General features: G+C 60.6%; 34 protein-coding genes and 2 tRNA genes. 24 read left to right on the top strand and 12 right to left on the bottom strand.

The window, feature by feature from the left end:
• Positions 1-21: 21 nt before the first annotated feature.
• From NKJ94_RS15310 to NKJ94_RS15300, 3 genes are read right to left on the bottom strand one after another with little or no spacing between them, the layout of a single operon-like run.
• Positions 22-1,008, bottom strand: a complete 987-nt coding sequence (locus NKJ94_RS15310) for a PfkB family carbohydrate kinase (RefSeq protein ID WP_352526100.1) — start codon at positions 1,006-1,008, stop codon at positions 22-24.
• On the bottom strand, positions 1,005-2,060 hold the full coding sequence (locus NKJ94_RS15305; protein WP_352526099.1) for an ADP-ribosylglycohydrolase family protein: 1,056 nt from the start codon (positions 2,058-2,060) through the stop codon (positions 1,005-1,007). Before NKJ94_RS15305 ends, NKJ94_RS15310 begins: the two co-directional genes overlap by 4 nt.
• 3 nt (positions 2,061-2,063) lie before the next feature.
• Positions 2,064-2,789 (bottom strand): GntR family transcriptional regulator, encoded by a 726-nt coding sequence (locus NKJ94_RS15300; RefSeq protein WP_352526098.1) that lies wholly within the window; start codon positions 2,787-2,789, stop codon positions 2,064-2,066.
• A 130-nt stretch (positions 2,790-2,919) separates the two neighbouring features.
• Here NKJ94_RS15300 and NKJ94_RS15295 point away from each other — a divergent pair, with 130 nt between their 5' ends.
• Entirely contained in the window at positions 2,920-3,132 is a 213-nt protein-coding gene (locus NKJ94_RS15295) for a hypothetical protein (protein WP_352526097.1), read from the top strand.
• A gap of 135 nt (positions 3,133-3,267) precedes the next feature.
• Positions 3,268-3,522: a hypothetical protein gene (locus NKJ94_RS15290; RefSeq protein WP_352526096.1), complete on the top strand. Its 255-nt coding sequence runs from the start codon at positions 3,268-3,270 to the stop codon at positions 3,520-3,522.
• 145 nt (positions 3,523-3,667) lie between these two features.
• On the opposite strand, the gene NKJ94_RS15285 is transcribed toward NKJ94_RS15290, so the two are convergent.
• From NKJ94_RS15285 to NKJ94_RS15275, 3 genes are read right to left on the bottom strand one after another with little or no spacing between them, the layout of a single operon-like run.
• On the bottom strand, positions 3,668-4,006 hold the full coding sequence (locus NKJ94_RS15285; RefSeq protein WP_352526095.1) for a Rossmann-fold NAD(P)-binding domain-containing protein: 339 nt from the start codon (positions 4,004-4,006) through the stop codon (positions 3,668-3,670).
• A gap of 24 nt (positions 4,007-4,030) precedes the next feature.
• On the bottom strand, positions 4,031-4,327 hold the full coding sequence (locus NKJ94_RS15280; RefSeq protein ID WP_352526218.1) for an NmrA family NAD(P)-binding protein: 297 nt from the start codon (positions 4,325-4,327) through the stop codon (positions 4,031-4,033).
• A gap of 9 nt (positions 4,328-4,336) precedes the next feature.
• Positions 4,337-4,513: an NAD(P)H-binding protein gene (locus NKJ94_RS15275; protein WP_352526094.1), complete on the bottom strand. Its 177-nt coding sequence runs from the start codon at positions 4,511-4,513 to the stop codon at positions 4,337-4,339.
• A 702-nt stretch (positions 4,514-5,215) separates the two neighbouring features.
• Between NKJ94_RS15275 and NKJ94_RS15270 the strand changes: the two genes are divergently transcribed.
• The 15 genes from NKJ94_RS15270 to NKJ94_RS15200 all read left to right on the top strand — a co-directional run bounded on the left by NKJ94_RS15270 (position 5,216) and on the right by NKJ94_RS15200 (position 14,378).
• The gene (locus tag NKJ94_RS15270; protein ID WP_352526092.1) at positions 5,216-6,502 is read left to right on the top strand and encodes a tyrosine-type recombinase/integrase; all 1,287 of its coding nucleotides are present in this window, start codon (positions 5,216-5,218) and stop codon (positions 6,500-6,502) included.
• A gap of 2 nt (positions 6,503-6,504) precedes the next feature.
• Positions 6,505-7,113 (top strand): hypothetical protein, encoded by a 609-nt coding sequence (locus NKJ94_RS15265; RefSeq protein ID WP_352526091.1) that lies wholly within the window; start codon positions 6,505-6,507, stop codon positions 7,111-7,113.
• Between the two features lie 87 nt (positions 7,114-7,200).
• A complete protein-coding gene (locus tag NKJ94_RS15260) occupies positions 7,201-7,395 on the top strand; it encodes a helix-turn-helix transcriptional regulator (protein WP_352526090.1) in 195 nt (64 codons plus the stop codon).
• A complete protein-coding gene (locus NKJ94_RS15255; protein WP_352526089.1) occupies positions 7,392-7,586 on the top strand; it encodes a hypothetical protein in 195 nt (64 codons plus the stop codon). Before NKJ94_RS15260 ends, NKJ94_RS15255 begins: the two co-directional genes overlap by 4 nt.
• A 1-nt stretch (position 7,587) precedes the next feature.
• Positions 7,588-7,776, top strand: a complete 189-nt coding sequence (locus NKJ94_RS15250) for a hypothetical protein (protein ID WP_352526088.1) — start codon at positions 7,588-7,590, stop codon at positions 7,774-7,776.
• Positions 7,773-8,018 (top strand): hypothetical protein, encoded by a 246-nt coding sequence (locus NKJ94_RS15245; protein ID WP_352526087.1) that lies wholly within the window; start codon positions 7,773-7,775, stop codon positions 8,016-8,018. The genes NKJ94_RS15250 and NKJ94_RS15245 overlap by 4 nt, the downstream gene beginning before the upstream one ends.
• The gene (locus tag NKJ94_RS15240; protein WP_352526085.1) at positions 8,018-8,767 is read left to right on the top strand and encodes a helix-turn-helix domain-containing protein; all 750 of its coding nucleotides are present in this window, start codon (positions 8,018-8,020) and stop codon (positions 8,765-8,767) included. The genes NKJ94_RS15245 and NKJ94_RS15240 overlap by 1 nt, the downstream gene beginning before the upstream one ends.
• A complete protein-coding gene (locus NKJ94_RS15235) occupies positions 8,764-9,171 on the top strand; it encodes a hypothetical protein (protein ID WP_352526084.1) in 408 nt (135 codons plus the stop codon). The genes NKJ94_RS15240 and NKJ94_RS15235 overlap by 4 nt, the downstream gene beginning before the upstream one ends.
• Positions 9,172-9,232: 61 nt before the next feature.
• Entirely contained in the window at positions 9,233-9,607 is a 375-nt protein-coding gene (locus NKJ94_RS15230; protein ID WP_352526082.1) for a hypothetical protein, read from the top strand.
• Positions 9,604-11,100, top strand: a complete 1,497-nt coding sequence (locus tag NKJ94_RS15225) for a terminase large subunit domain-containing protein (protein WP_352526080.1) — start codon at positions 9,604-9,606, stop codon at positions 11,098-11,100. Before NKJ94_RS15230 ends, NKJ94_RS15225 begins: the two co-directional genes overlap by 4 nt.
• A complete protein-coding gene (locus tag NKJ94_RS15220; RefSeq protein WP_352526079.1) occupies positions 11,093-11,665 on the top strand; it encodes a hypothetical protein in 573 nt (190 codons plus the stop codon). Before NKJ94_RS15225 ends, NKJ94_RS15220 begins: the two co-directional genes overlap by 8 nt.
• Complete coding sequence (locus tag NKJ94_RS15215) at positions 11,665-12,156, top strand: hypothetical protein (RefSeq protein WP_352526077.1); 492 nt, start codon at positions 11,665-11,667, stop codon at positions 12,154-12,156. The genes NKJ94_RS15220 and NKJ94_RS15215 overlap by 1 nt, the downstream gene beginning before the upstream one ends.
• A 137-nt stretch (positions 12,157-12,293) precedes the next feature.
• Positions 12,294-12,887 carry a hypothetical protein gene (locus NKJ94_RS15210; protein WP_352526075.1) on the top strand — a complete coding sequence of 198 codons (594 nt, stop codon included), beginning with the start codon at positions 12,294-12,296 and terminating at the stop codon, positions 12,885-12,887.
• Between the two features lie 83 nt (positions 12,888-12,970).
• Positions 12,971-13,504 (top strand): hypothetical protein, encoded by a 534-nt coding sequence (locus tag NKJ94_RS15205; protein WP_352526073.1) that lies wholly within the window; start codon positions 12,971-12,973, stop codon positions 13,502-13,504.
• Between the two features lie 733 nt (positions 13,505-14,237).
• Positions 14,238-14,378, top strand: a complete 141-nt coding sequence (locus tag NKJ94_RS15200) for a hypothetical protein (RefSeq protein WP_352526072.1) — start codon at positions 14,238-14,240, stop codon at positions 14,376-14,378.
• Between the two features lie 101 nt (positions 14,379-14,479).
• Here the strand turns inward: NKJ94_RS15200 and NKJ94_RS15195 are convergent, their stop codons facing one another.
• From NKJ94_RS15195 to NKJ94_RS15175, 5 genes are all read right to left on the bottom strand, one after another.
• Positions 14,480-14,791 carry a hypothetical protein gene (locus NKJ94_RS15195; RefSeq protein WP_352526071.1) on the bottom strand — a complete coding sequence of 104 codons (312 nt, stop codon included), beginning with the start codon at positions 14,789-14,791 and terminating at the stop codon, positions 14,480-14,482.
• Positions 14,792-14,867: 76 nt separating this feature from the next.
• On the bottom strand, positions 14,868-15,095 hold the full coding sequence (locus NKJ94_RS15190; RefSeq protein WP_352526070.1) for a hypothetical protein: 228 nt from the start codon (positions 15,093-15,095) through the stop codon (positions 14,868-14,870).
• A 581-nt stretch (positions 15,096-15,676) separates the two neighbouring features.
• Positions 15,677-16,348, bottom strand: coding sequence for an AbiU2 domain-containing protein (locus NKJ94_RS15185; protein ID WP_352526068.1), 672 nt, complete (start codon positions 16,346-16,348; stop codon positions 15,677-15,679).
• 89 nt (positions 16,349-16,437) lie between these two features.
• The gene (locus NKJ94_RS15180; protein ID WP_352526066.1) at positions 16,438-17,379 is read right to left on the bottom strand and encodes a hypothetical protein; all 942 of its coding nucleotides are present in this window, start codon (positions 17,377-17,379) and stop codon (positions 16,438-16,440) included.
• A 154-nt stretch (positions 17,380-17,533) separates the two neighbouring features.
• Positions 17,534-17,608: transfer RNA gene (locus tag NKJ94_RS15175), tRNA-Asn, on the bottom strand.
• A 220-nt stretch (positions 17,609-17,828) separates the two neighbouring features.
• Between NKJ94_RS15175 and NKJ94_RS15170 the strand changes: the two genes are divergently transcribed.
• On the top strand, positions 17,829-18,089 hold the full coding sequence (locus tag NKJ94_RS15170; RefSeq protein WP_023676401.1) for a hypothetical protein: 261 nt from the start codon (positions 17,829-17,831) through the stop codon (positions 18,087-18,089).
• Between the two features lie 74 nt (positions 18,090-18,163).
• Here the strand turns inward: NKJ94_RS15170 and NKJ94_RS15165 are convergent, their stop codons facing one another.
• A complete protein-coding gene (locus NKJ94_RS15165; protein ID WP_352526065.1) occupies positions 18,164-18,370 on the bottom strand; it encodes a hypothetical protein in 207 nt (68 codons plus the stop codon).
• Positions 18,371-18,584: 214 nt separating this feature from the next.
• Between NKJ94_RS15165 and NKJ94_RS15160 the strand changes: the two genes are divergently transcribed.
• The 6 genes from NKJ94_RS15160 (at position 18,585) to NKJ94_RS15135 (ending at position 26,716) form a co-directional block, all read left to right on the top strand.
• Positions 18,585-18,658 (top strand) — tRNA-Cys (locus NKJ94_RS15160).
• An 89-nt stretch (positions 18,659-18,747) separates the two neighbouring features.
• The gene (locus NKJ94_RS15155) at positions 18,748-19,416 is read left to right on the top strand and encodes a protein-L-isoaspartate O-methyltransferase family protein (RefSeq protein WP_352526064.1); all 669 of its coding nucleotides are present in this window, start codon (positions 18,748-18,750) and stop codon (positions 19,414-19,416) included.
• Between the two features lie 186 nt (positions 19,417-19,602).
• Complete coding sequence (locus NKJ94_RS15150; protein WP_352526063.1) at positions 19,603-20,994, top strand: TolC family outer membrane protein; 1,392 nt, start codon at positions 19,603-19,605, stop codon at positions 20,992-20,994.
• Between the two features lie 199 nt (positions 20,995-21,193).
• The gene (locus tag NKJ94_RS15145) at positions 21,194-22,006 is read left to right on the top strand and encodes a PopZ family protein (protein WP_352526061.1); all 813 of its coding nucleotides are present in this window, start codon (positions 21,194-21,196) and stop codon (positions 22,004-22,006) included.
• A 325-nt stretch (positions 22,007-22,331) separates the two neighbouring features.
• Positions 22,332-25,115 (top strand): valine--tRNA ligase, encoded by a 2,784-nt coding sequence (locus NKJ94_RS15140; protein WP_352526060.1) that lies wholly within the window; start codon positions 22,332-22,334, stop codon positions 25,113-25,115.
• Between the two features lie 380 nt (positions 25,116-25,495).
• Positions 25,496-26,716 carry an outer membrane protein transport protein gene (locus NKJ94_RS15135; protein WP_352526059.1) on the top strand — a complete coding sequence of 407 codons (1,221 nt, stop codon included), beginning with the start codon at positions 25,496-25,498 and terminating at the stop codon, positions 26,714-26,716.
• Positions 26,717-26,828: the final 112 nt, after the last annotated feature.

Here is a 26,828-nt window from a genome sequence, read left to right as displayed (position 1 = left end):
TTGCCCGCTTCCCGGGCTTTGTCAGGCTGTCGGGCGTTTGGCCTCTTGCTTCCGGCCATGGAGGCCGATCGGCGGACCGCCGGCATGGCTCAGGAATGTCTGGATCTCGTGGTCGGTCGGCGCTGATGAACCACCGTGGCGGGTGACGGAAATGGCCGCCGCCGCATTGGCGTAGTGCGCTGCCTCAAAAGGCGGCGCGCCGCGCGCCAGCGCACTGACGAAAGCGCCGATATGGGTGTCGCCGGCGCCATTGGTGTCGATGGCGTCGACCTCGAAGCCGGCAATCGTTTGCGCCGAGCCATCGGCCAGCCGCATATGGCAGCCTTTCGCTCCGGCGCGAATGACGACGCCGATGGCCTTCGGGGAGTGGTCGCTAAGAAGCCGTGACGCGAGTGTCTCGACGCCGCCCGGACCGGCAAGCGCGGCCGCTTCCGTCGTGTTGCAGCTCAACCAGGTGGTGCGGGCGAGTATCCGCGACAGGATAGGGCGGGGAATGTCGACGACGACAGGTGTCGGGTCGAGGACAAGCGGTGTGTCGGCCGGAAGTGCCTCGATCCAGTCGACAAGCGCGTCTCGGCTTCCCGGATAGCTAAGCGTATAGCCGGAGGTGAACACCCAGTCGCCCGGTGCGACCGAGACGGGCGCCATCATGTCAAGGCCGAGCAAACTCTCCGCACCAGGCCATGAGACGAAGGTGCGCTCGGCATCGCTGCTGATCATGGCGACGCAATTGCCACTGTCCATGACGGGTGATGGCGGCGTCAGCGTCTCGATCCCCTCAGTGGCTAAGGCCATGCGCAGGAAGTCGCCATTGGGTCCGCTGCCGAGCTGGCCGCCGAACACCACCTTCATGCCGGTGCGGCTGGCCGCGACCATCATGTTGAAGCCGCCGCCGGCGACTTGCGTGTAGCTCGACGCCGTCTTCTCCGTGCCCGGCGCCGGCAAGGCGTCGATGCAATAGACATAGTCGACCACCGCGCTGCCGACATGGACGAGACGCCCGCTCATGCCGCCGCATCCTTGCCTGTACCGGTCTTGTCCGCACGGCGCCTGGATATACGGGCCGAAACAAGGTCGGCGGCGAGCGCGCCAACCGCCGCTATGTCGATGCCCTTGAGGTCTGCAATGCGGTTCTGAGGCAATCGGGAAAAGCCGGTGCAGGCGCCGGCCATGCCGGCCGCGATGGCGCCGATCGTGTCGGTGTCGCCACCGAGATTGGCGCTGATGACCGCCGCTTGCCAGGGATCACCGCCGGCGACTTCCAGCACCGCGAATGCAGCCGGAACGGACTCCTGACTGGCGACGCCGGTGCCGACCAGATCGGTGATCAGCCGGATCGCGTCCTTCGTCGCCTTGCCGCGCACGAGCTCCTGCGCCCACCCAATGCGCGCGGCAATGTCACCGCCGGTCACCCAATGGCCGAGCGTTGCTCCGCTCCTCGCCGCGGCGATGGCGCTGTCGGAAGCGGCGCGCCAGTCGCCGCCGGCGACGCCGCGGCTGACGGCCGCCGCAACGGCGGCTGCGGCCGCAATGGCAATCGAGGTGTTGTGGGTCGCCCGGCAGGTCTCGGCAACTTTGGCGACCAGCGCGTCCAGCGGCTCCGGTGACATCATGATGCCGACCGGCGCAATGCGCATGGCCGCACCATTTGTGTCGCCGCCGCGCCCCGCTTCCTCGGCCGGTACGCCATTGTTGATGGCGTCGATGGCGCGTTTGGTCGATGGTCCCAGCAGATCGTAGCTGCCGCGCGCCTTGACGTCGCGCTCCCAGTCGAGCAGCGCGTTGACCCACCGCGCATGATCGAAGCGGTTGCCGGATTCGACCAGGATACGGCCAAGCAGAAGCGCCTGTTCGGTGTCGTCGGTGATCGTTCCAGCGGGGAGCCCCTTCGACACGGGATGATCGGCGAAAGGAGCAATGAAGCCCTCTACATGGCCGTAGAGTTCGGCAATCCGGGCCGGCGACAAAAGCTGCGTCGGCATGCCCAGCGCATCTCCCAGTGCCCCGCCGACAAGCGCCCCCACCGCCTGATCGGTCATGTTCCCGGTGTCGTCCGGCATCACTCAGAACCTCATATGCAGCGCAAAATGCGCCGGGTTTAGCAGGCTGGTCACATATTCGATCGGCCGGTCATCGGCGGCGCGGGTCAACCGGCGACCCCGCAGGAACGGCGCGCCTTGCGGGCAGCCGAGGATTGCGGCGTCCTCGGCGTTGAGCATTTCGATGCCGACCCATTCCTCGCCGTGGTCGGGAATGAGGCCGGCGCCGCGCAGCGTCTGGTGCAGCGAGCCTTCGCGCAGGCCGCGCAACGGCACGTCCTCCAGTTCGGGCGACAATGGCAGGCGGCTGCGCTCGATGGAGATGGCGTGGCCGTCGCTGGCATTGGTGCGCACCCGGTCGACAGCGATGAACAACGGGTTTTCTATGCCAAGTAGTGCGGCAAGGTCGGGGTCCTCGATCACCTCGAGCCGCAGCGTCCGCGTCTCGGCATTGGCGCCGGCGTTGGCGAGCGCCCGCGACCAACCGATGGAGTCATCAACGGGCTTGCCATCGAAGGTGACGAAAGAGCCGATGCCGACCTTGGTGGTGATCAGCCCGCGGCTGGACAGTTCCTCGAGGCCTTTGCGGACGGTGTTGCGGCTGACGGAGAAACGCTGGACGAGCTCGTTCTCGCTTTGCAGCCGGTCGCCGAATCCGAGAACACCGGAGCGGATTTCATGTTCGAGAACGGTGGCGATCTGTTCGGGCTTGCCCGTGCCGGGAGACAGTTGAACCGAGCGCCGCTTCATATGGGTACCTGTTCAGTGAACTTGTATAATCCTGTTCATATCACGGCAGGCTTGTCAACGAGTGCCGCATCGGCGCGCCGTTTGCTGGTTTTTGCGCTACGCCGTGGCGCGACCCAGTCCGCCAAAATTGTTGAATACCGCCGAGAATGTCCGTCATTACGTTTCGACCGAGTTCATGCCGAGCTTCGGCTGCGAGGATTTCGACTTGATGACCCGCGAGGCGGGCGGCTGGATTGGCGCCGGCGAGATCGGCCCCGGCGAAGGCCTGCTGCGTAGCGTGCCAACGCCGCAAAAAGTGCACTGTCACCGTAATTCGCGGTCGGCGTCGTCAAGTGTTAGCTAATATAGATGAGCCCTCATCATCCAATCGATGGATGAAGCCCATCATGGGCCGGTGCTACTTTGATGCATGGCGCGGCTTAACCATTGCGCCATCGAGCGCCGGTTGTTGAGGAGTCCCCCTCCTATGGGGCTAAATATGTGCAAGACGACTCTCATTGCTATCGCTATCCTCGCGATCAGCATCGGCTATGCCGAAGCCAAGGACCGTAAGGTCGAAACCGCGACACTCGGGACGTACGCCAATTCGAAGAACCTGCCGGTTTGCACCGCATCAAGCTCACTCTACGAAGTCCTCGGAGACAAGTGTTTTCTCGTCAAAGGTTCGATGATCTATGGCGACATCGCCGAGCTTTCCGAGCTAAGCATTTGGGCTGGTAGCGGAGGCTGGTAGCGGAGCTCCGGTGCTAGAATTACTAGAATTACGGTGACAGTGCACTTTTTGCTATGTTGGCACGCTACACAGCCGGCTCAATCCGCCGCCTCGCCAGTTTTGCCGACAGCCAACGCCTCGGCATTCACGCGAACATCGGCATACCTCAGCCAGCTTCTGTGCCGCCCGCTGCGGCGAGTTCCTCGAAATAGGCGCGAATGGACCGGGGCTCCCGACCAAGAATCGCGCGCAGTGCCACGGGGCTTCCCAGCAGCCCGTGGTGGTCGTAGTGCTCGAACATAGTCTGCATATCCCGGGGGAGGTCGCCGACCGCGCTTGGATCGATCGTTCCGACCTTGATTTCCGTCCCCAGAACGTCGCTCATCAATGCCGCCACGTCATGGCGGTTGAGGTTTCCTGACGCGCACAGCTCGAAGGTGCCATAGGCGAGCCGGTCCTCAGTAAGCGCTATCGCCGCGACCTCAGCGACATCCCGATAGTCCACCCGAGTGAAGCGGGTGTCGGGCGACTATGGTTCGGCGACAATCCCGGTCTGGACGATCTTAGCCCAAGAGGCGGCGTAGTTCTGAAACACGACGGTCGGGTGAAGGATTGTGTACTCGAGGTCCGAGTTGATTACGGCTTCTTCGACCGGAGCCTTCGCGGCATGATTGGGCAGTCCGCTCAGAACGGGATGGATGACCGCCGAGAACACGAATTTACGCACGCCGGCGCGGACCGCTGCCTGGACCATGTTCTTGCCAAGTTCGACCTCGTTTGGCGCGAACGCCGGTCCCACGTGGAAGACGGCGTCCACCCCTTGCAGCGCCGCGCTTCAGGCTTCCGGATCTGCGAGATCGTCCACAGCGACCTCCGCCGCGCCTCGAAGTTTCGCCTCATGGACCTGCTCCGGCGTTCGGACGAGGCCGCGGACCTTGGCACCACGACCAACAAGCGCCGGGACGACAAGTCCTGCGAGATTGCCGACTGCTCCCACTGCCAGCACCGTCATTTCCGATCTCCATCGCTTCTGCGCGGATGCGGCAGCAACTCCAGTTCGCTGCCATCGACCGCTTAACCTTGGGCCGCACGAATGGCTGCGGCGCGACCCTGCCGAACCAGACATAGTTGTCATGCGCGATGTTTCAGCCCCCGCTGATTGGCGAACGGCGGTTTTCCGGTGACGAGCTTGATGGGCTTGGGCGGCCTGCAGTTGGGAGCATTACCGCGCCGCTATCCGACCTATGGTGGAGGGCTTTCCAGGGTGGGAGGCCTTGCGACTGGAACGTCGTCCGGCAAAACGAAAAAGCGGAATGTCCGTTGCCGATTTCGGCTCGCGGCTCCCCGGGATCGATGAAACCGAGAACTTCGAGTTCGCGATTCCGCTACGCCTGAACACGCCTGAGGGAGGCAGAGGGGCGCAGGCGGTTGCCGAGCACGACTTAACGGCCGTCGCTCACGTTCCGCACGCTGGGTGTAACATCGCGCCACGGCGTAAAATAGGCATTGGCTCCCCGGGCCGGATTCGAACCAGCGACCAACCGGTTAACAGCCGCTCTAAGCAGTGCCACCTAGCGCGCACTACCGGTTGGTCCGTTGGCCTATATCCCTTGAAATGCAAGGATTGTGGCTTTCCCTATTGCACAATAGCGCACACTAGGGCAACATAGGCAGTACAGAGAACCTGTTGCCCCAATGTTGCCCCGAGGACGATATGCCCCGCGAGAACCTGACCGAGAACCGATTGAAGAACCTCAAGCCGGCTGCCGCTGGCCAGCGTTACGAGATCATGGACGGCATTGTTCCCGGCATGGGGATCAGGGTGACCGACAAAGGCCAGAAGACGTTCATATTCGTCTCGCGCTTTCCCGGCAGTTCGAACCCGACCCGGCGGGCTCTTGGAGAATATGGCGCCCTCACGCTTGAAGCGGCGCGCATCAAGGCGCGGGAGTGGCACGGGCTCATAGCCAAGGGCGTCGACCCCAAGGTGCAGGCCGACGAGGAGCGGGAGGCAGCGACCCGGGCAGCGGCAGACAAGCGCGACAAGTCTTTCGAGACGATCCTTGACCGGTTCATCAAGGCACGGCGCCGTGACGGCATCCGCAAGGCCGACGAGGATGAGCGGGACTTCAACCGCGAATGTCTGCCAGCGTGGCAGGGGAAGGCGGTAGGGGACATTCGCAGTGCCGACGTTATGGCGGTGCTGGAGAAGATCAACGAGCGCGGCAAGCAGCGGCAAGCGCTGAATATGGCCCAAAAGATCGGGACGTTCTTTTCGTGGTGCGTTGACGACGAGGTGATTGACGCATCGCCTTTCCGTGCGAAGAAAGTCCGCACGACGATCGGCGAGAAGGTTCCGCGCGATCGGGTGCTGACCGACGCCGAAATAAGGGCGCTGTGGACGGCCACCGGGGGCACGACGAAGGGCTTGGGCTCTGTTGAGGCCAGCGTGTACCGGCTGCTGCTGCTCACCGGCCAGCGGCTCAACGATATCGCCCAGGCGTCATGGTCAGAGATCGACCTTGAACGCAAGACGCTTACGGTGCCGGCGGCGCGCTTCAAGTCCGGCCGTGATCATATCGTTCCGCTCACTGACGAGGCGGTCGCGATCATCGGCAATCTGCCGCGCTTCAAAAAATGCAACTGGCTCTGCTCACTGGACGGGGAGGGGCCGGTGACCATCGGGCACAAGGTCAAGCTGCGGATTGATGCGGCGATGTTGGCCACCCTTCAGGAGGATGACTCCGAGGCCAAACTGCCGGCATGGGTCAACCACGACATCCGCCGAACGGTTAGGACCCGGTTGTCCGAGCTCGACGTGATGGACGAGGTGGCCGAGGCCGTTATCGGGCATGTGCCTACGGCGCTCGTCAGGACCTACAACCAGTCCGACCGGCTGAAGGTCAAGCGCGATGCCCTGACGCGCTGGGAGGGCGCCCTTGCCGCCCTGACAGGCCGCGAGAAGGCTTCGAACATTCTGGCGATGCCGGCGAGAGTCTGACGATGGCACTTATCGAAGCGACTGCCACTCTCGGCGCCAGATTGGAATTGCTCAAGCGCGACTATGATCTTGCGACGGTTGATGGCGCCGAGGACTGGCAGATTAGAATGGCTGCATTTCAATCGGTCTCGGCCGTTGTCGACTTCATGAGCGCGCTCCCCGGCATGGCCCATTTAGATTTTGGCCTGATAAGGGTTATGGAGGCAATTTCTAGCGTTGAGAAAGGCACGACGCCTTCGTGGTTGCTGAACGGCTCTGCCGGAAGACCTGGCGTGTCGGATCGGGTCGCGGTCGTTCGTGCGCGCTACGGGGCGGTAATGGCCTATCTGATGCAGGTTGCGGATGACTATCGCGACCGGAAGAAAGCAGCTCAATATGTCTGGAGGAAAATTCCTAGCCGGGTTCAGATCGAATTGGCAGGAGCGCGGGGGACTTGGCGTTCGGTCGCGGGGTGGCGAGACGAGTTTATTGGCTCGACCGACGCCCCGACAGAATTGAAGGCCGGTTACCTCGCCACGCTTGATATCCTTTCCGACAAGATGTCGGGGTCGCCCGAAGATCGCGCATCAAAGATGATCGGCATGCTGGCGAAGCAGATAGCTCCGACATAGCCCGTTCTTGAAAACCTAGCTGTTTTGGCGAATGCCTCAGTCGCACCTTCGAGTGGTCACTAGAAACCACAAGGAGGCGCTAGAGCCATGCCGCTCATCCCCCTACACGAACTGCCCACTAAGGGCATCAACTACAGCCGCAACTACATTGATAGGCTGATCAAGGAAGGACGCTTTCCCAAGCCGGTCTTTCTCTCGCCGCGCCGCCGCGCATTTGTTGAATCGGAAATCGACGCTTGGGTTAAAACCCGCGTTGATCAGCGGGACGAGGTGGCAGCATGACCGGCCTCGATCACGAGCACTCCGCCGCCATCGACCTGGCCGGCAACTGGCTAGCCCAAAATTCCCGTGACAGGCTATCGCAACCGGTAATTCCGATGTTGCGTCAAAGGTTCGGTCTGTCTGTCACCGAAGCGGTGGAAGCGTGCCGCGTCGCCTCCAAGGCAAGGGAGGCGGCCCGTGCGAAACCCTGAAATGGAAACCGCCGCCCCGAGTGGCATCGGGAACGGCGGGATTTCTAAAGCAGCAACATTGGCTTTCTACTCCACCTTCAGTTTCTCGGCAACGGATTTTGCGATTGCGACTGTCGCCCGCCGCTGGCATTTGCCTGCGCCGACAGCCCGCGTGGTCGTGGAGCTTGCCGGTCTGGGAGGCCAGCCATGACCTCTCCAGCGACGAAATGGAAGAACGCGCACCCGAAGGCTGTCTGGGCTCAACAAGCGCTCCGATCCGCGGTGAAACGTGGTCTCATCATTCAGGAGCCCTGCAAGGAATGCGGCGCCCTCGATGCCGAGGCGCACCATCCCGACTATGACAAGCCGCTTGCCGTCGATTGGCTTTGCCGCCTGCATCATCGCCGTGAGCATCAGAGACTCGCCACGGCCTTCAGGTGCGAGGCCAGTTGATGACTGCTCGCAAGCCCATCTATTCGCCGACGCCAGCAAGGGTGATCGGCGACAAGACGCTGACGGGCGAAGATCTGCGGGTGCTCATGGCGCTTGCTGCTCACGATCGGCTCGGGGCGAATGGGATCGGCTGCTATGCCAGCCATCCCCGCCTCGCTGCTCTGGTCGGGTGCCACATCAAGAGCCTGTCGCGCTCTCTCAGCACGTTGGCGACCAAGGGATACATCACAGCGGCACCGCACCCACTCAATGGCAGGCTGCGGGTGTATCGCGTGGTCTATACCGAGTTCGATGCCACTTATCTCAAGGCAGGAATAGGTAGCAAGCCCGTTACCTATTCCGAGTCGATAGGTAGCAAACCTGTTGCCGAAAACGGCCCGATAGGTAACAAGGATTTTGAGAAATCCGTTGATTATCAAGAGGATACTGGTGTAAATATATTAGGTGAAACCTATAATAGATCCCGTGAAACGGTTTTAATACATCCCATAGAAACGGCGTCACCTACGCAAGAGCCCTGGAAAAGGGGCAAGGAACGGGCGAGTTCCACAAGCGTCGGCGCCATGTTGGCGATGGTTGAACGTGGGTTCAAAGCCGGCGCCAAGACCAATCTCCGCCAGTGGCACGAATGGCTTGCCGGCCTTGTCGGTGAGAATGCCAGTCTCGACAACAACGACACGAACTATGGACGCGCCTATCGGCTTTATGAAGAAATCGGTGGCGTTCTCGATGTCGGTGGCGCTTCATGACCGCCGGCGACACCTTCATTGCTGGGGGGATCGATCTCCACCAAGCGGTATGCGGCCTCGACCAGACACCGTTGCGCGCGCATCCTGCTGCACAGCGCGATATTCTCGGCCAGCATTTCTTCTGTGCGTTCAAGCGCGAGCTCGGTCCGATTGATGCGCTCCCTGGCATTGGCCATCTCGCGTCCGTGGAGTTCCATGGTGTCCATCATGATTCACCAACTCATGGCGGATCGGATCGTTCCCTCATGCCTGACCAGACCCACCATTGGCGGCATGTTTTCTCCCGGGCACGTCAGGGCAATAAATCAGCGCACATTAGAGCAAACCGGCCTGAAACCGGTTGTTCTTTGAGCATCAAAGCCTTGCAAAGCGTGGGTTTGTCCTTAATACGTTGGCTGGGGTGATTTGTCGGGGCAACGCCAGGGCAACATGACAGGCGGAAAAGTGCAGCCAGAAGCATCAGAGATGGAAGCCGAGTCCGCGCCGAAAGCAGGCGGAAAGGTTCGCCTTAAGACGCTAGCCGATCTGGACCGGCGCACGACTGCCGCGCGTGTCGTGTTCGAGCTCAGGGACAGCCTGGCTGCCGATCTCGGGGGCAAGGCCAATCTCAGCGTCATGAAGCTGGAGTTGATCGACAACGTGGCCTGTCTCGGCGCCATGCTCAAGGATGCTGCCGCCAGCTACATCACAGGCGAGCCGATCGACATCAACGAGTTCATGGCCCTGACCAATGCACAGCGCCGCCTCCTTGCTGATCTGGGGCTTGAACGTCGGGCATTGAAGGACATCACCCCGAACTTGCGTGACTATGCGGCCAACGCCTACGGGGCCGCCAAGTGAGCCTCGCCAATATCACCATTGATAGCGCCTTGCGTGATCCGAACCTGCTTGGTGCAGCGCTCGGACCATCGACAACGTGGGACGTGTGGATTGCCATCCTCCGCGCTGCCTATGGCCTGGAGCTATCAGCTTCCGAGCGTCTGGCCTTCGATGCCGTTGCTGGTGGCAGGGAACCGCCCCACAAGCGCGTTCGCGAACTCTGGTGCATCATCGGCCGCCGCTCAGGCAAGTCGCGTGTTGCTGCTGCCCTGGCTGACTTCATCGCAGCCTTTCAGGACCATGGCACCAAGCTTGCACCGGGCGAGGTCGGGACCATCCTTGTCCTTGCCGCTTCCCGTATCCAAGCCCAGACGGTGTTCAACTACGTCCGGGCATTCTTCGAAGCGAGCCCCATCCTTTCCCAGCTTGTCGAGAGCGTGACCAACGACGAGATCAAGCTTGCCGGCAACATCGCCATCAGCGTCCACACCAACAATTACCGGACGGTACGCGGTCGCACCCTGATTGCCTGCATCTTTGACGAGGTGGGCTTCTGGCGTGACGAAAGCACGTCACTGCCGGATGTCGAGACCTACCGCGCCGTGCTGCCTGCCTTGGCAACCACTGGCGGGATGCTGATCGGCATTTCCTCGCCATATGCCCAGCGTGGCTTGCTCTACACCAAGCACCGGGAATGCTTCGGCAAGGACGATGCACAGGTTCTTGTCGTGCAGGCCGGGACCAAGGTGTTCAACCCGACAATCGACACCGACATCATCGACCAGGCGCACCGTGACGACCCGGAATCAGCGGCAGCCGAATGGGATGCGAAGTTCCGTGGCGACCTGTCCACATTCGTCGATAGGGCCGTGGTGGAGCGCTGCGTTGATATCGGGGTGCAGGAACGTCCTTACCTGCGCCAATATCGCTACGTCGCCTTCTGTGACCCGTCTGGCGGTGCTCACGACTCGATGACGCTTGGCATTGCGCACCGGGAGAATGATCGGGGCGTTCTGGACTGCCTTCGCGAGGTGAAGCCGCCCTTTGCCCCGGCCGATGTCGTGGGTGAGTTCTGCCGCGTGTTGAACACGTACAAGATCACTAGCGTGACCGGCGATCGGTATGCCGGTGCATGGGTTTCCGACGCCTTCCGCAAAGAGGGTGTCCGCTATGTCGCCTCCGAAAGAAGCCGCTCGGAAATCTACATCGATTCCCTGCCGCAGCTAATGGGCGGCACGATGTCGCTTCTCGATAACGTCCGGCTTGTCGGCCAGATTTCCCAGCTTGAGCGGCGCACCACGCGCACCGGCCGCGACAACATCGACCACATGTCCGGCGCTTCGGACGATCTGTGCAACGCCGCGCTCGGCGCCGTCATGCACGTTCCATCGCTGAACCGCGCCGATGCCGGCTCCCACACCAACCGCCAGCCGGTGGTGAACTTGGGGCATGCGAACATGAAGTCCCGAAGAATGATTGGAAAGGCAACGAAAGGTCCATACCGCAATGGCTGATATTTCGACCCGCCGCGTAGAGGCAGAGACGCGCCTTACAGAGCTTCGGCAGATGCAGGGCATTGCCTTGCTGGACGATCAGGAATTCGACACAGGGCCGCTGTCAGAGGTGGAAAGGGAGCTTTCCGCCCTTGATGCAGCCGAAGGCGAGGCAGTACGGCGCCAACGTGTCGAGGCAGCCGAGGCAGAGCAGCAGCGTCTCGCCAATCTGCGCAAGACGCTGACTGTCGTGGAGGAAAACCGCCTGGAAGCCGTGGACCGTGCCGAGAAGGCAGCCCGCGACCTGTGCGACGCCTTGAAGGAAGTTCGCGCCCGCAGCGCCGATGGCACGCGGCTGTTGCGCGCCCTTGGCGTCCGTCCTGCCGTGCTGCTTGACGTTTATGAATTGGAGTTCCGCATGAGCTTGCGCTTTGCGGCGGCAATCAAGCCCCTGGTCGGCCTTGGCCGGCGCTTTGGGCAGATCACGTTCCCCGAGGCTCGCAGCCCCTATGACAAGCCTTGGCGGGCCGAAGAACAGGCAATCGCCAACCCCGACATTTCCCGCGCCCTGAAAGGATCATTTTAATGGCAAAGACCGCTGCACTCGACATTCCCGAATCTTCCGACCGTGCTGTTCCGGAAATCGATCCGGCCCGCATGACCCTCCAACATGCCGGCCAGGTGTGGAGCGAATATCTTGTCCGCGTCCCTGCGGATTTTGTCGCCGACGACCTCAAGAGCCCTTCGGCATGGCGCAAGGCGCAGGCAGGCAGTCGGAACGCTCTTCGGAAGCTGGACCGCGTGACGGTCATCGCCTTCGATGAAAGCTGGATTGCGGAAGCGATTGTCGCCTCTGCCGATAGCAAGGGCGCGGTGCTGGCAAGGCCCCGCATCACGTCCATTCCGGTGCGCTTCGACAAGCTGTTTGAGGACGATCAGTACCGCGTTGCCTGGAATGGCCATGGCTACGTTGTCGAACGCAAGGCAGACGGCCACGCAATGACCCAGCCCACGGCGAATCCGGAACTCGCAACGCGGCTGCTGGTCAATATGTACCCGGCGAGGGTCGGCCGATGAGCAACGAACTTGTAGTTTCCGAGAATTCTGGCGCGGCCGCAGGGTCTGCGACGGAAGGCCTTGCGGGCGGTGGTGGGCAGGCGGGTTTTGCCTCCTTGACTGTCAACCCCGCTCGCAAGGCAGAAATAGAGCGGATCATGAAAAGTGACTTCGCCCGTTACGAAGACGAGGGCCTGAACAAGGAATATCTGGCCCTGCTCGAGGCCGAGCAATACGAGGTTGACCCGGATTCGATTCCGGCAACCCGGCCCCTGGCGGCGGACCAGTCGCGCACCGAACTTTGCAGCTCGGAAGCCGGCCGCAAGCTTGTCCATGATTGGGACCGGTCGGGCGGCTTCAAGGCGCATCTTGTCAACGTCCAGCGCGATGTCGGCGAAATGGTGCGCACGATCGGCAGGGTTCGCGATCAGCGCGTGTTCATGGAGCACTTTGACCGTGAGGTTCCGATCCCGGCGCGCCTTGCCGTCTATGACGAGATAGCGGCGGGAAGGGGGCTTTATGTCACCCCGGCCGCGCCCAGCGAGGTAAAGCATTTTGCAGCCACGCCGGCCGGCGGCCTGCTCGTTGCCGAATGGGGCTCCAGCGCTCCGGAAAAGGTGGCGATGCTACGGGCTCGCGCGAAGCGCATGACAGCCGCCATGACCGAGGGAGACGCCGATGGCTTCTGGACGTGGTTCGACAATCTCGACGCGGCGCCGGTGGCGGCGATCTTTCGCAAGTTGGCGGAGTGATCTCCCGCGGTGTTCGACTTCCTCAACCCGGCGACACGACAGGAGCGCTCTGATATGAGTCGTGCACTATCACGGGGGAATAAATGCTCGACCACATCACGAAGGAATGGGGCGTGCTGAAGGGCGCGCCATTGGCCTTTTTCATTTTGTTGGCGATCGGCTTGAGCGGCGGCTTCAAGGTCGGCTTAATGTGGCGCGATCAAGAGGTTGCAGACGGGAAAGCGTTAGTTCTTTTGAAAGATGGCCAAATTGACGGCTACCAAAAGGCATTGAGCGACCGACTCGAAAAGGTGGAAAAGCAGCTTTCAGAGAACCAGCTTTCCCTTATCAGATCCAAGATTCAAGCTGATCCTTCTTCGGTCGATATTATAGGCGGTCACCCGGATAAGCCCGACCCTCGCGTTGACCAACTTAAGGGCGCATTCAAGGATAGTGGCTGGAATGTAGGGGCATCTCAGATGCAAACCAGCACTTCGGACCTTGTTCTTCGCGCTCAGGACCCGAGGGCAGCGACGACAATCGAGAATGCTCTTAAAGATGCTGGGATTGTCTATGAGGCAGTCAAGCCGTTGACGAATGGCAGCACGGACTTCCTTCTAGGAACGGGCGGCAAATGATGTCCCCAGCGCCGGCCATTCCTACGGCTAGGAATGGTAGCCCCGCCCGGACTTGAACCGGGACCAACGGCCCGAGGTCCGTAGTGCGGGTTCCTACTCTTTATCGGGTGCTCGGAATCCGTCTGGGTCGAGAGCTCTCAGCGATTTCATCGGAAGCCGGACAACCAATCGTCTGTCGCGCTTCCAAATTTTCGGTTGCGCGAAACGCCAAAACAGCTCGCAATCCACATAGTTTTCCGGGTCGATGCTCTCCCAGTCGACAGGCCGGTGGAGTGGCAACTCCCGAATCTCCCCGCTGTCCAAGACGATGGTCGTACGGCCGGCAACCAAAGCGACAACAATATCCCTGACCTCATGGCCCCGCATAATGCCTAGGCGCCCGATTGGGGTCCCGTTCTCCCAAGACAACAGTATCGGCCTTTCGGAAGGATTGTGTACCTTGAGAAATGGCACTGAAGTTTTGCCGTGAGGACTGAGCGATCTTATGACCACGACAGCCGTCGGTGCGTTTCTAAAAAACCTGTCCCAAACGACGAATAGTCCGGTCGCAAGTCCTACTAGCGCGCCAACGCCTTTTACTATTTCCCAAACGTAACCCATATTGCCGCTCCAAAGCCGCCGACGTTCGCGCAGTAACGATCCGCGCCCAAGCCGTTCGCCCCCGCAGGGCGTGCTTGACGGGTGCTTCCACAAGGCGCAAGTGTGACATGCGTTTATTAAATGGGAGGGAACTATGAAGAAATTTCTTGTTTTTGCTATTATGCTCGCTGCTTTGGCTGCCTCAGCACCTTCATTTGCCGGCAACTGCGAACACAACGACGATACCGCAGCCGATGGTTCGCGTTGTGGTGATCGATCGGCGGACAGCCAGTAACCACGTCTTTCCCGACTGCAGAGGCCGGCTACTTCACGTTGTTGTCGCCGCGCTTCGCCGTCGCGTGGGTGCGTCGCGCGCAAGCTCCCACGGCCGTTACCCTAGTCCACCATGTCGCGAAGCGGTTTCTTGCGTTTCTGCGGCCGGTATTTTTCCACAAGCCTGACCTTGTCGATATCGACCGTAACCAGCGGTCCCATGTCGATTGTCACCTTGCCGCCTTTCTCGTCAATGCGCGTGACCTCGCCCATAAGCTCGATCTGCTGGCCTCGCTTGACCTTGGATTTGCTGTCCACGATCGAATGCGGGAAGTTGTAGGAGGGGATTGAGACGCTGATACGGTCCGCTGTGACCCGTCTCCGCACGGTAGCTGTTATGGCCACCACCTCCCCAATGCCTATTTCCCGCGCCATATCTGGATTCTGGCGTCGGGGAGGGGATCGTCAAGGAGGTACTAATATTAGGTCCGTCGCGGCGCTTCCCCACTCGCTAGTTCGCTGGCCCGGTCCCGTGCCATCGGATGAATGCTGCATCCTTGCCGGTGATGTCCTTCACCGATTTCAACAGGGCTTCATGGACCGCTCGAAGCGCTCGATAGTGGTCGCAGGTAGGCGATATCAGCGGCCGAACAATGCTTGTGTGCAGATCTTCCGCCGCCGACATGAAGCGTTCGATTTCAGCCTGCGAGAGCTGTTTGGAGGGTTTGGTTCTGGCCATTGTGCGATCTCCGTTGAGTTGATCGCCGCACCGGCATCATGAGGACCATATTCCTAAGCGCAGGACAAGAGCATCCAGAATTGCTATCCACTACGGCAGGCTTTTCGACCAACTTATGTTTTGAAGTCGCCTGCAACCCCTTCGAGAGCTGAACGAAGGTTAACAAGAGCGCGCGCAAAATTTCTGTGTACTTCTGCCTCGTTGTCCCCCCATGACCAACACGTCAGTAGCACGCAGTTTCCCTCAGATGGTTTTGCCGCTTCAACTAAGGCGTGAAATCTGTGGGGCCACAGACACCAACCCCAACAAGCTTGCTTGAAAGCTCGGTCAGTCGCTTCCAGCGCGCGTTGAAGACGATCTCCGAACGCCAGTACCTGGCCCTGGCCAATGTTCCGTTCCAAATCCCGAAAGAGAACCGATATGCGAGTCATTAGCTCTAGCGCCGATTTTGATACGCCAGAATCATTCTGTTTGAGTGGTCTCATCCCAAAGTCATTTGTTTCGAAAATAGTCGCCGAAGAGTTTGCCCATCTCAAAAAGTCGACGGAAGCCTTTGCGGCGAGGGTTCCGGGGATACTATACTAGCCGAGTTGGTCAATAAGCGTGTTTGCCACGTCGCGGCCGTGGTGCATTGCAGCCATCTCAATGTCATGCCCAAACTGCGGCTGCCGCCCGTTTTGCTCCGCTTCAAAGAGGGCATTGGCCAAATTTGTCAGCACCTGTGAGACGGCGATGATGTCATCATATGTTATCGCTGTGAAAATCTTGGTGCGAGCATCGCGGGTCTGCGCTTGGTCGTGTGCAAAAACCCGGTCCCTCATTGGCTTGCATTTTTTCCACAGAGCTTCCGCCCGACCAATTTCATTTGATACCGCCTTGAGGTCGTTTGCGTCGAATTCATGGACGCCTTCGATATACTTACTGAGCCAGTCGTCGGCATTCGAGGTCAGTGCTCTTTTTCGAGCAGTAAGCGCACTTTTTCCAAAATGCTTCAGGTCTGATTTGATCTCATCTTGGAGACGCTGAACGCAATGCGCATTCTTTTGCGAATCGAAAATTCGACCCAGGCCTATAATTACTGTCGTGAGAGCCAGATGCTCATAGTCGGTCCAGAACGAGCCATTTTTCTGCAGCTTGTCCAGAACTGCATTTTCTGCGCTTGCGCGCTCTCGAACTCCGAGAATGCAACCTAAAGTTCGACATACGAGATCTGTATCTCGGCGAAATGCGCTAAGACTTTCCTCGATCGCCATTGATCATGCCCCTCCAAAATGGCTCTCCTCATGCAAATGTCGCCCGCAATAGGGTGCGTTTGGCCTAGCGCCTCACAGCAGCGTACCTCTCAAGGCCGCGGATTTGCCTCCCCTAAGTCCATCGCTCTTTTCAGGATCGTTTCCACAAGCGCCTCAGGGTCAAAGCCAGAGCCTTCATGGTCTCGATCTACGTAGCCACTGAAATCAGGTCGTATGAGGCCAAAATCATATTTGGATGCTGCAAGCCGTCGAACCGGCCGCATTGACGGTGCATTGTACATCCCGCTCAGCTTTGGCATTCCGTTGTGGAATTCAACGACCAGTTCAGACCCCTCAAGATCGTTCGCATAATGTAATCGCCATTGGATCGTTGCCACGACGCCAGGCAGCCGCAGGAGATGGAAATCGCGCTCTCCACGCAAATCGCCAAACGAGGCGTTGATTCCTGTTGCTTCAACTCCCTTTTTCATGGCGTCGACGAAAGCCGCGAAAGCAGCTGTTGCAGCCTTGACCCCAGTGTCCGACTTTCGAAACTGGTCCTTCATTGAGCGCAGCTCTGACGCGCGTTGAAACCTTTTGCCTCTGTCTTCGATTGTCTCTTGAGACGGTTCCCCGCCAGCTTCTTGGATCCGAGTCTCGATCACTGCTGCCGCACCGTCCAGGCCGAAGCGTTCCAACCCGAGATAAAGACGAGGCCTTGGAAGCCATTTCGGTGTTGATGCCGGCTTCTCTGTTGGTATGAAAACTGTGAAATCGAAGCCCTCTGCAAAAGCGCGATTTCGAATGGCCGTCTCCTCGATACGTGTGAATGGCGTCTTGCCCCAAGCATCACGGTAAAAAACGGCAACGATGCGCGCTTGCTCTCCGAAGACGGCGTTGAACGTCTGCTCGCCGTCGGTGCCGCCCAGCACTTTCTGCTGCTCCGAGTAGAGAAAGGTCTTAAATCGATCCTGGAGCAGATCGTTGAGCGCCACTACCAAATTCTCGTCCACCGAATGGAAGGAGAAGGCCACGTCATATTTGAATGTCAAACGAGCTGTCCCCTTGTCGGCCGCGCGCGAATATCGCCCAGTACGTCAGCCGAAATCAAGAAATGCGCGGCACACCATTTACAAAGTGTTGCCCCAAATGTTGCCCCGCGAGAGCTTCGGCAAAAACCGCAAAAAGCTAAGTATTTGGAATTGTTGGCTCCCCGGGCCGGATTCGAACCAGCGACCAACCGGTTAACAGCCGGTTGCTCTACCACTGAGCTACCGGGGAACAGAGGCTCTTGCGTGAGTGGGGCAGCCTATAGCAAACCCGTTTCGGCTTTGCAAAGAAGCATTTCGCATTTTTTCGGTGCTTTTTGGCGCAGGGCTTTCTGGCAATGGCTGGCAGGCGCCCTCATATGAGCTGTCTCTCGCCTGTTACGGAACAGAAAAGGCCGTTGCGGCTTTCTCCGGTTGATGGTGCTACTGATGCAAACGGATCGACATTTCACATGACGGCAATGAGCGACGAACAGCCACCGGCCCGGAAAATCTCGGTCTTCGGCCGCCAGTTCACCATGCCGCGCTCGCGCGGCCTCAGGATTGCGATCGGCGTTGTGCTGATCATCGGCGGCATTCTCGGCTTCCTGCCAATCCTGGGTTTCTGGATGGTGCCGATCGGATTGCTGGTGCTCTCCTATGAATTCGCATTGGTGCGTCGTCACCGGCGCCGCTTCGTCGTCTGGTGGGAGCGACGGCGGCGGCCGGACTGAGGTTCCCCCCTGAGAGGCCGGCAGACGGCAAAATGCCGGAGGACGGCGTGTTCCGCTATGCATTAGCCTCTACATTACCGAGGTTGGTCGAAGCAGCTTTCCAGGCGTTCGCAAAGCTCCTTGAGAACGGCGGTAGCCGACGCCAGCCGCGCACGGTCGCGCGGTGGCAGGCTGTTTGCGCTTTCGATGCCGAGACGGTCGATGGCGTAGCGCACAAGCTCTGCAGATCTGGACTGCGACAATCCGCGCGATATGCGGTTTTCCGTAGCTAATCGACGCATGGGGAGCCTCCTGCTTGCCCAACGTCGTCGCCGGTTTCGGGTTCCTGTCGCCGAGAATCATGCTTAACGATAAGCTAATATGTTATTGCTAGCGTGGTATTGCGTTGATAAGCAGAGCCTGGATGTCGGAGGAACCGTTGGGAATGCACCGTGGCCGCTTGACGGCATTTTCGCCGCAACCTATTGGAGCCGGGTGGAACGCCGGGAGCAATGAGGCCTCGTGGCGGAGTGGTTACGCAGAGGACTGCAAATCCTTGCACCCCGGTTCGATTCCGGGCGAGGCCTCCAATGCCCGAGCTCCCGCGCATCAGCGCCTGGGGGCTTCAGTTCCGGTCGAAACAGCCGCGGCCTTTGCGCGGCAAGCGGATGGTTGGAACATGAGCGCTGATTTTGCCGAACGCCGGGTGAAGATGGTCGACGGCCAGATCCGCACCACCGACGTGACCAGTGCGCCGCTGCTCGAGGCGATGCTTGTCGTGCCGCGCGAGGCCTTTGTCGGCGCCGGCCAGCGCGATCTCGCCTATATCGACGAGGACATCCGTATTGCCGACACGGCGGATGGTCCGCGCTATCTCATGGAACCGTCGCCACTGGCCAAGCTGATGCAGCTGGCCGATATCGGCCCAAGCGATTCGGCACTCGATGTCGGCTGCGGCACCGGCTATGCGGCGGCGATCCTGTCGCGGCTGGCGAGGTCCGTGGTCGCGCTGGAAAGCGATGCGGCGCTGGCCGAGACCGCCACGTCGACGCTCGCGGCGCTAGGCTGCGGCAATGTCACCGTGGTCCAGGGATCGCTGCCGCAAGGCCATGCTGCCAAGGCGCCTTACGACGCCATCTTGATCGGCGGCAGCGTCGGGGAGGTGCCGGCGGCGCTGTTCGACCAGCTTGCCGAAGGCGGCCGACTCGTCGCCGTCGAAGGGCAAGGCAATTCGGGCGTAGCCCGGCTTTTTTTTAAGACTGGAGGGGTTGTAACCGGAAGAGGCGCATTTAATGCGGCAATTAAGCCACTACCTGGATTTGAACGCATTCGCGTCTTCGAATTCTGAGTGATTTTGCCTTGCAGCGAAGGCGCTGTCATGATCGCTTGCGTTTGAACAATCGTTGCTGATCTGCATAACCGGGCGTTTCTGGGGGCTTTCAGCGGGGGAACGATAAAAAACGCGGCGCCGGCTGATCAGAAGGAGAAGCCAGCGTGGCGTAGTTCCCGTGCGAAACGAATGAGGGAATATAACGTGCCGTCTGTACGCAAGTTGCTTTTTACCGCTGTCCTCGTTTCGGCGACCGCGCTTTCTCCACTGGCCGCCTCGGCCGAAACCATTCTCGGGGCACTTTCAAAGGCCTATCAAAACAATTCCTCGCTTAATTCTTCGCGCGCCGGCGTCCGCGTCACCGACGAGGGCGTAGCGATCGCCAAGTCCGGCTGGCGCCCGACCATCACCGGTTCGGCGAGCATCGATTATTCCGCCAGCCATAGCAACCGGTTGCACCAAAACATCTCGTTGACCACCGGCAATTTCGGCGTCGAGATCGACCAGACGCTGTTCGACGGCTTTCAGACCAGGAACAACGTCGCGGCCGCCGAATCGCGGGTCCGCGCGTCTGTCGAAAGCCTGCGTAACGCCGAAGAGAACACTCTTTTCAACGCGGCAAGTGCGTATATGGACGTGATCCGCGACCGCCAGATCGCGGTTCTGACCGAACAGAACCTGCAATTCCTGACCGAGCAGGCGCGTGCGGCGCGCTCGCGCTTCGAGGTCGGCGAAGGTACGCGCACCGACGTCGCGCAAGCCGATGCCTCGCGCGCCTCCGCAGTGGCGCAGTTGAGCGCCGCCCGCGCGACAGCGCTGGCAAGTGCCGCGACGTATCGCCAGATCGTTGGCGACGAGCCGGGCAAGCTCAGGGCGGCTTCGCCGTTGTCGAAGCTGTTGCCGAGGAGCCTCGATGCAGCGATCGCCATTGCATCGGCCGAGCATCCGGCCATCCTTGCCACCGAGCACCTGGTCGACGCGGCGGGGTTTTCGGTGAAATCGGCCGAAGGCGCGCTGCTGCCTCAGCTCTCCGCGTCGGCCGGTGTTTCGAGCGCCTTACGCTACACCGCGCCCGGCTCGCTCGGCTCGACGCAGGATGGCACAACCAATTCGGCAAGCATCGGCGCGACGCTGACCGTGCCGATCTATTCCGGCGGCCGGACCTCGGCATTGGTTCGCCAGTCGAAGGAATCGCTCAGCCAGGCGCGGATCGAGGTCGATGTCAGTCGCGACCAGGTGCGCCAGGCCGTGACATCGGCATGGACGCAATATACCGCCGCGCAGCAAAGCGTCACGGCCAACCGGCAGGTGGTCGCTGCCGCGCAGCTTGCCTTGAACGGCGTCATCGAGGAGCGCAATGTCGGCCAGCGCACCACGCTCGACGTTCTCAACGCGCAGGCAACCGTCATCACCGCCAAGATCAATCTTGCCAGCGCCGAACGCGACGTCGTGGTGGCAAGCTATGCCATCCTTTCGGCGGTTGGGCATTTGTCGGCAGACCGCCTTGCGCTCAACGTGACGAAATACAGGCCCGAAGAGCATTACAATGCCGTCAAGGACAAGTGGATCGGCCTGCGCACGCCGGACGGCCGCTGATCGCCAAGCCGTGTTTTTAGCCCGCGCTCGAACAACGCGCGGGCTTCAACTCCCGACCCTAATCTGTTGAAATCCGAGATGTCGCCAGATTGGGGATTCTCGCAAGGCGTTCCGTCGGTTACGCTGTCGCCATGATTCGAATCCGGCATTTGCCGGACAGGAAATCTGGGAACGAGTCACAAGGGCGGCGGATGTGACGATGGCGACGGCAAGCAGCGTACAGCGCGAACCTTCCATGGAAGAGATACTGGCTTCCATCAGAAGGATCATCGAAGACAGCGATACCGGCCGCAAGCAGCCGGGCGACGCGGACGAGCTGCGCCAGGATCTGCAACCGGCGCCGGCAGCCGGGCGGGCACCGGAGGGGGATGCGTTTCGCTCCGAACTGCGTGGCGGACTGGAGATCGCCAAGCCGGCCACGCGGGCCGAGGTGCCGGCGCAGCCATCGGTCGCGCCCGTCACTGCGCGCACGGAAACGCCGGTGCGTCCCGGTCCGGCGAAAGCACCGGTCACGCGGGCTGAGGTGAACGCCACCGCCGAACCGCCCGCAAAGCCGGATCGGCCTGCGACGGCCAAGATTGCCGAGACGACCGACACCATCATTGCCGATTGGCGGCGCGAGATCGCCGCAGTCGGCGACGCGATGGCTAAGCCGGACCAGACCGCTGCACCCCGGACACCGGACGCCGAGCCGAAAGCCGAGATTTTCGAGGATGAGGCGACCCCCGAACCTGTGCCGGAGCCTTCGCAAAGCGGATTGGCGCGTTCGGCGGCAAGCGAGGCGCCGCCCGCACGTCCGGCGATCCTTTCGGAGCATACGGGCCGGCAGGTTGCCGCCGCTTTCGGTGAGCTTTCAGACGCGTTTGCCAGCCGCAGCAAGAAGACCTTCGACGAGATGGCCGAGGAGATGCTGAGGCCCATGCTGCAGGACTGGCTGGACAACAATTTGCCGACGCTCGTCGAGCGGCTGGTGCGCGAGGAAATCGAGCGCGTCGCGCGCGGCGCGCAGTAGCACTATCGACTCCGAGCCGCAGAAGTTATCAAGGACTATCCGGAGCTCTCGCGAGCGCTAAGGCGTTTCAGCGCGGCCTGGTTGACCATTTCAAGCTCATCCGTTTCAAGCTTATCGCCACCGCGTAGCCATGTCGCTGTTCGGACTGGGCCGACTGCCCGGCTTGGGGAAGCCGTGTCGAATCCGGACACGGTGTCTCCCGCGAAACGGACAAACTCGTGTGGTGCGTAGAGTGGAACAAACCCGCCGCCCTTGCGGTTGACTTGGCAACCACCTTCCGATTTACACCGGACCACAAATTCCGGACAGCGCGGACCGTTTTCCCATGCTCGAAAAGACCTACGACGCAAAAGCCGTCGAGCCGAAGATTGCCAGGATCTGGGAAGAGGCCGACGCGTTTCGGGCCGGTGCCGGCGCCGAAGAGGGGGCTGAAGCCTTCACCATCGTCATCCCGCCGCCGAACGTCACCGGCTCGCTGCATATGGGCCATGCGCTCAACAACACGCTGCAGGACATTCTGGTGCGCTTCGAGCGCATGCGCGGCAAGAACGTCTTGTGGCAGCCGGGCATGGACCATGCCGGCATCGCCACGCAGATGGTGGTCGAGCGCCAGCTGATGGAAAAGCAGATCCACCGCCGCGACCTGACGCGCGAGCAGTTCATCGACAAGGTGTGGGAGTGGAAGGCCGAGTCCGGCGGCGCGATCCTCAACCAGCTAAAGCGGCTCGGAGCCTCGGCCGACTGGAGCCGGGAGCGCTTCACCATGGACGAAGGCCTGTCCAAGGCCGTGCTCGAAGTGTTTGTCACGCTCTACAAGGAAGGGCTGATCTACAAGGACAAGCGCCTTGTGAACTGGGACCCGAAACTGTTGACCGCCATCTCGGATCTCGAGGTCGAGCAGCAGGAGGTAAACGGCAACCTCTGGCACTTCCGCTATCCGGTCGAAGGCAAGACGTTCGATCCGGAGAATCCGAAGACCTTCATCACCGTTGCGACGACCCGCCCGGAGACGATGCTGGGCGATACGGCGGTCGCCGTCCATCCCGACGACGAGCGTTTCCGGCATCTTGTCGGCAAGAACCTCATCCTGCCGATCGTCGGCCGCAGGATCCCGGTGGTGGCGGACGAGTATTCCGATCCCGAAAAAGGCAGCGGTGCGGTCAAGATCACGCCGGCGCATGACTTCAACGACTTCGAGGTCGGCAAGCGCCACAGGCTGCCGGCGGTCAACATCCTCACTGTCAATGCGGCGGTGAGCCTCAAGGACAATGAGGATTTTCTCGCCGGGCTGGAGGTGACGCCGGAGCGCCAGGCCGTCTGGGACAGCCTCGACGGCCTGGACCGTTTCGATGCGCGCAAGAAGATCGTCGAGCTGATGGAGGCGGGCGGCTTTCTCGAAAAGGTCGAGCCGCATCGCCACGCGGTGCCGCATGGCGACCGCGGCGGCGTGCCGATCGAGCCGTTTTTGACCGACCAATGGTATGTCAATGCGGCGGAACTGGCCAAGCCGGCGATCGCCTCGGTGCGCGAAAGCCGTACTAATTTCGTGCCGAAAAACTGGGAAAAGACCTATTTCGACTGGATGGAGAACATCCAGCCCTGGTGCATTTCGCGCCAGCTCTGGTGGGGCCACCAGATCCCGGCCTGGTACGGGCCGGACGGGCATGTCTTTGTCGAAAAGACCGAGGAAGAAGCACTCGGTGCCGCCGTCGAATATTATTTGGCGCTGGAAGGGCCATGGAAGGCCTGGGTCGAGGACAAGCTCGAGAATTTCAAGCCTGGCGAGATCCTGACCCGCGACGAGGACGTGCTCGACACATGGTTCTCGTCGGCGCTGTGGCCGTTCTCGACGCTTGGCTGGCCGGACCAGACGCCGGAGCTGAAGACCTATTACCCGACCGACGTGCTGGTGACCGGTTTCGACATCATCTTCTTCTGGGTCGCCCGAATGATGATGATGGGCCTGCATTTCATGGACCAGGAGCCGTTCCATACGGTCTATGTCCACGCGCTGGTTCGCGACAAGACCGGGCAGAAGATGTCGAAGTCGAAAGGCAACGTCATCGACCCGCTCGAGCTCATCGACGAATATGGCGCCGATGCGCTGCGCTTCACCTTGACGGTGATGGCAGCTCAAGGGCGCGACGTTAAGCTCGATCCGGCCCGCATTGCCGGTTATCGCAATTTCGGCACCAAGCTGTGGAACGCGACGCGCTTCGCCGAGATGAACGAAGTGGCGCGCAACGACGATTTCTGGCTGCAGGACGCCAAGCTGGCGGTCAACCGCTGGATCCTGACCGAGCTGACGCGGGCCGCGCGGGATATGACGGACGGCATCACCTCATACCGCTTCAATGAGGCGGCGGGTGCCGCCTACCGGTTCGTCTGGAACCAGTTCTGCGACTGGTACCTGGAACTGCTGAAGCCGGTGTTCATGGGCATCGACGAGGCCGCCAAGGCCGAGAGCAGGGCCTGCGTCGCCTTCGTGCTCGATGAGATCTACAAGCTGCTGCATCCGATGATGCCGTTCATGACCGAGGAACTTTGGGCCGAAACCGCCGGCGAGGGCGGGCAGCGGCCGTCGCTGCTTTGTCATGCGGCATGGCCGTCGCCCGACTTCGAGGACGAGGAGGCCGCCGCCGATATCAACTGGCTGGTCGATCTCGTCTCCGGCATCCGCTCGGTGCGTTCAGAAATGAACGTGCCGCCGGCGGCTATCGCGCCGCTTGTGGTGATTGGCGCCAACGAAACGACACGCGAAAGGTTCGAGCGTCAGAGCTCCGCTATCAAGCGTCTGGCGCGGGTCGGCGACATCTCGCTCGCCGAGGTGCCACCCAGGGGATCCGCCCAGATCGTCGTCAACGAGGCGACCATCTGCCTGCCGCTCGGCAGCCTGATCGACCTTACCGCCGAGGCAGCGCGCCTGCAGAAGGAACTTGCCAAGGTGACCGAGGAAATTGCGCGGCTTTACAAGAAGCTGTCCAACGAGAAATTCGTCGCCAACGCGCCGGAAGAGGTGGTGGAGGCCGAGCGCGAAAAACTCGCCGAATATCGCGAGGCGCAAGAGAAGCTTTCGGTGGCATTGACGCGGGTGCGCGATGCCAGTTGACCGAACAGATTTGGGCCGGCTGACCGAACAGATTTGCCGGTCACGAATCTGCTTTCCAGACAGGCTTCCTGCCACGAAAACAGGCATTCCGCAGCGTAAATCTTGAGGCAAACTGAATGTTTTTGCCCCATTGTTGCCATAATGTAACAATGGCTGACTGGGCCCGCAAACCGCTCTGTTTTGCGGTGTTTTAGGCGATTTTCCCGATTTTTCTCATTGATTTGTATTGAGCCGGCCATTTTCCCGCCTTGTCGGGAAGGCCGACACCTTGTCGGAAATGCGTTCGGCCAAGGTGTACATGTACGCACGGCGAATTCGTTGTTGCGCGGTTAACCTGAATTGGTTCTAGCTTGATGCAACGATATTCGGGGAGGAGATTCATGTGTTATTCGCGTCTGAAAGCGCTGCTGGGGGCAGGGGCCTTTTCGCTGGCTTTGGTTGGGACGGCGCAATCCGGAGGCTTTGACCGGGGCGGTGTCAATATCGACCAGCTGTTTGATGCGGCGCCATATTCGTTCGATGCTGGCGTCACCTATGTTTCGCCTCAACGCACCCTTAAAAATGTGCAGCGTCTGGACGGCTCGGGGCTGTCGACGTCCAAAATCGACGTCGGCGGTGATTACGCAGTGCCGCATATCGGCATCAAGGCCAATATCTTTGAGCCCGTGGACTGCCTTGCCACCTATACGAGACCGTATGGCGCGGATGCAAATTTCGGCGTGAACAACGCCTATTCGCCGACAGCGGTCAAATACTCCGTCGACACAGACGATTTCGGCCTCACCTGCTCGTACAAGCTAAACGTCGGCAAGGGTGCCGTGCGGTTCATCGGCGGTGTCTCCTATCAGCAGGTCGACGCGTTTCTGTCCCGCCAGACATTGCTGGCCTTCGGCAATACCGGCCTCGGAAAATTCAAACTTTCCGACGAAGCATGGGGTTGGCGTGCGGGTGCCGCCTATGAAATCCCCGAAATCGCCCTGCGCGCCAGCCTGATGTACTCTTCGAGCTACAAATATGACGGGCTGTCGGGAACCGTCGACACGACCGGCTTCAGGGGCGCCTTTCCGGCGGATCTGATTCCTGGCTCTACCGGGGTGTACCCTGTCTCCGCGGCGGCTGAGATACCTCAAGCTCTGGAATTCAAGCTGCAGAGCGGTATAGCTCCTGGCTGGCTGGCCTTTGGTTCCATCCGCTGGCAGGAGTGGAGCAAGCTTGGCGTCATTGCCATCAATGGCGTACGCAGTCCGGTGACCGGTGCTCCCTCGCCCGTTTCCTTCGACCTGCTTTATCGCGACGGCTGGACGGTCACGGGCGGTATCGGCCACAAGTTCACCGACCAATTGTCAGGCGTGGTTTCGCTGACCTGGGATCGCGGCACCTCGACGACCTCCGGCTATCAGTCGGATACCTGGGCCGTGGCCAGCGGCGTCTCCTATTCGCCGAACGACAAGGTCGAGGTCAGGCTCGGCGGCTCGATCGGTGTGCTGACGAGCGGGTCATCGAGTTTCAGTGGTGTCGGCGACGTGGCAAATGCCATCACCTATACCTACGGCAACGACCTGCTTCTCGCCGGTTCGGCTTCCGTCAAGATCAAGTTCTAACTACAAATTTTTAAACGACAAAACGGCCGGGCATTGCCCGGCCGTTTTGCTTGGCGCTCCGTCCGGCGCCCGGCCGGCGCAACAACTGCTCCGCATAATGCTCATTCCTGTA

It is taken from the genome of Mesorhizobium sp. M0060, assembly GCF_040323155.1.
Classification (GTDB): Bacteria; Pseudomonadota; Alphaproteobacteria; order Rhizobiales; family Rhizobiaceae; genus Mesorhizobium.
The sequence above is the reverse complement of the archived record's forward strand: the minus strand, read 5'-3'. Positions and strand labels throughout refer to the sequence as shown.